This is a genomic window from Streptomyces sp. NPDC059567, from assembly GCF_042735655.1.
Taxonomy (GTDB): domain Bacteria; phylum Actinomycetota; class Actinomycetes; order Streptomycetales; family Streptomycetaceae; genus Streptomyces.
Genome location: NZ_JBHWBS010000205.1, coordinates 1 through 2,431 on the forward strand (window position 1 = coordinate 1; position 2,431 = coordinate 2,431).

Genomic DNA, 2,431 nt, shown 5'->3' on the forward strand with positions numbered 1-2,431 from the left:
GCCCCGGGGCACACCGCCCCGGGGCCGTTCGCGCGTTCCGGACTCCCCGGGGGAACCCGTCAGACGGCGGCGGCTTCGGCCGCCGTCGCCGCCTCAGTCACGGCCTTCGGCGCCGTGCCCGGCGTCAGGATCGCGTACACCGCGCCGCCGACCAGGCCGGACAGTACGAAGCTGCAGTCGATCCCGCCCGTCAGGGCGAGCAGCGGCCCCTCGTACAGCGGGGTGGAGACGGACGCGAGCCCCACGGCCGCGCCCAGCGCCCAGGACGCCGTGGCCCGCGGGTGCCAGCCGGCCCGGAACCAGTAGATGCCACCGCGCGCCCGGCGGTTGTAGACCTGGAGCGCCTCCGGGTCGTACGCACCGCGGCACCGTGCGTGGCCGATGAGCGTGATCACCGCCCAGGGCGTGCCGATCGCCGTCAGCAGCAGCACGAACGACGTCATCGCGGTCTGCGCGTCCGACGCGAAGTGGCCGAGGAAGACGAAGGCGGTGGCCACCGCAGCCACCACCAGCGTGGCCCGCGCCCGGGTGGCGCGCGGCAGGATCGCGTCCAGGTCGAGGCCCATCGAGTACAGCATCAGACCCGCGTTGCCGACCGAGCCGGCGGTCGCCGCGAGGAGCAGGGGCACCAGGTACCAGACGGGCGAGGCGGCGACGAGGGGGCCCGCGTAGTCGGCGCCGCCGCGCGCCGCCAGCGCCGTGTACGTGCCGAAGAGCTGCGGGATCAGGAGTCCGGCGAGCAGGCCCAGACAGGTGGTCCGCCAGACGGTCTTCGAGCTGTGCTTCGCGGGGGAGATGTAGCGGGTGTAGTCGCCGAGCAGGGTGATGAAGGCGACCGGGCCGCTGAGTCCGGCGGCGACGGCGGAGAGCACCCAGGTGGGCCAGAACGAGCCGAGCAGGTAGGGGGTCTCGGGCACGGCGGCCGTGGTGACGTCGCCCGCGTAGGCGACCAGGCCGAGCGCGAGGAGCAGGGTCATGCCGACCGCGAGCGCCTTGCTGAGCCGGAGCAGCAGCTTGTAGCCGTACACCGCGGCGACGACCGTGAAGGCGGCCAGGACCGCGTACACCACTGTGTGCGCTGCGCCGCCGGTCGGCAGTCCGATCAGCCGGGCGAGCGTCCCGACGACCACGTCGCCGCCGATCCACAGCGTCAGCGCGGTGTAGCCCAGGGAGAGCAGCAGTCCGACCACCGAGCCGACGAGCCGCCCGCGTACGCCGAAGAAGGCGCCGCTGGAGGTGGAGAGGTTCGTCGCGGTGCGCAGCGAGACGAGCGCGAGCGGTGCGGTCACGGCCACACCGACCACCGTGCCGACGAGCACGGAGGTCACCGAGGCCCACAGCCCGAGGCCGAAGGAGACCGGCAGCCAGCCGAAGACGATCACGCCCAGGCAGAGGTTCGAGCCGAGCAGGATCGACAGGAGGTCCCGCGGTCCGCTGGTGCGTTCCGCCTCGGGGATGGTGTCGACACCGCGCTGTTCTATCGGCATGGGTACTCCCTGCGGGGAAGAGGGGGCGGGGTGGGGAGGGGGGCGGCACATCAAGGTGAATTAGAGCGGCGCTCAATGTGGCCCACGCCAGTGCACCACGTCAATGCTTGGTTGTGAAGGTTTCAGCGTTTAGAGTGTCGTTCAAACAGGAGGTGTTTCTGACGTGCGACTGACCCCCACGGAACGCGACCGGCTGCTGCTCTTCGGCGCCGCCGAGCTCGCCCGGGCACGCCGGGCGCGGGGCCTGCGGCTCAATGTGCCGGAGGCGACCGCCCTCATCGCGGACACCGTCTGCGAGGCGGCTCGCGACGGCCTACGGCTCGCCGAGGCGATCGCCGCCGCCCGGTCCGTGCTCGGCCCGGACGACGTCCTGCCGGGTGTGGCCGATGTCGTCACCGAAGTGCATGTCGAGGCCGTTTTCGACGACGGCTCGCGGCTCGCGGTCGTCTCCGACCCGATCGGCGGCGGGAAGCTCGGTGAAGGCGCGCCGGGCGCCCTGCTGCCGGGTCCCACCGAGGCCGAGCCGTCGCCCGCCCTGACCGTGGGCGTCCGCAACACCGCGACGGTCCCGGTCAGCGTCACCTCCCACTTCCACTTCTTCGAGGCCAACCCGCGCCTCGACTTCGACCGGGCCGCCGCCTACGGAATGCGGCTGGCGATCCCCGCCGGAGCGTCGTTCCGCTTCGATCCCGGCGGCGAGGCCGAGGTCGGCCTGGTCCCCCTCGGGGGCGCGCGCGTCGCCATCGGCTTCGCCGGTCTGGTCGACGGCCCGCTGGACGCGCCGGGCGCGAAGGAAGAGGCCCTGCGACGCGCCGCGGCCTGCGGCTACCTGGGAGTTGAGGCGTGATGGACCCGTACGAGTACGCGTCGGTGCACGGTCCCCGGGCGGGCGACCGGGTCGTCCTGGGTGACTCCGGTCTGGTGGTCCGGGTGGAGTCGGACTC

General features: G+C 73.0%; 3 protein-coding genes. 2 read left to right on the forward strand and 1 reads right to left on the reverse strand.

Annotated elements, in window-relative coordinates; all coding sequences use genetic code 11:
- Positions 1–59: 59 nt before the first annotated feature.
- Positions 60–1,487: a cytosine permease gene (locus tag ACFVZW_RS36980; protein ID WP_384530981.1), complete on the reverse strand. Its 1,428-nt coding sequence runs from the start codon at positions 1,485–1,487 to the stop codon at positions 60–62.
- Positions 1,488–1,650: 163 nt separating this feature from the next.
- Here ACFVZW_RS36980 and ureA point away from each other — a divergent pair, with 163 nt between their 5' ends.
- Positions 1,651–2,334, forward strand: coding sequence for an urease subunit gamma (gene ureA / locus ACFVZW_RS36985; RefSeq protein ID WP_384530983.1), 684 nt, complete (start codon positions 1,651–1,653; stop codon positions 2,332–2,334).
- The coding region (locus tag ACFVZW_RS36990) for a hypothetical protein (RefSeq protein WP_383563872.1) at positions 2,334–2,431 on the forward strand (98 nt) is incomplete at its 3' end. The genes ureA and ACFVZW_RS36990, both read left to right, overlap by 1 nt.

Bases quoted from the DNA above. Each gene is read 5' to 3' on its own strand.
- ACFVZW_RS36980 (WP_384530981.1), bottom strand. From the start codon at position 1,487: ATGCCGATAGAACAGCGCGGTGTCGACACCATCCCCGAGGCGGAACGC.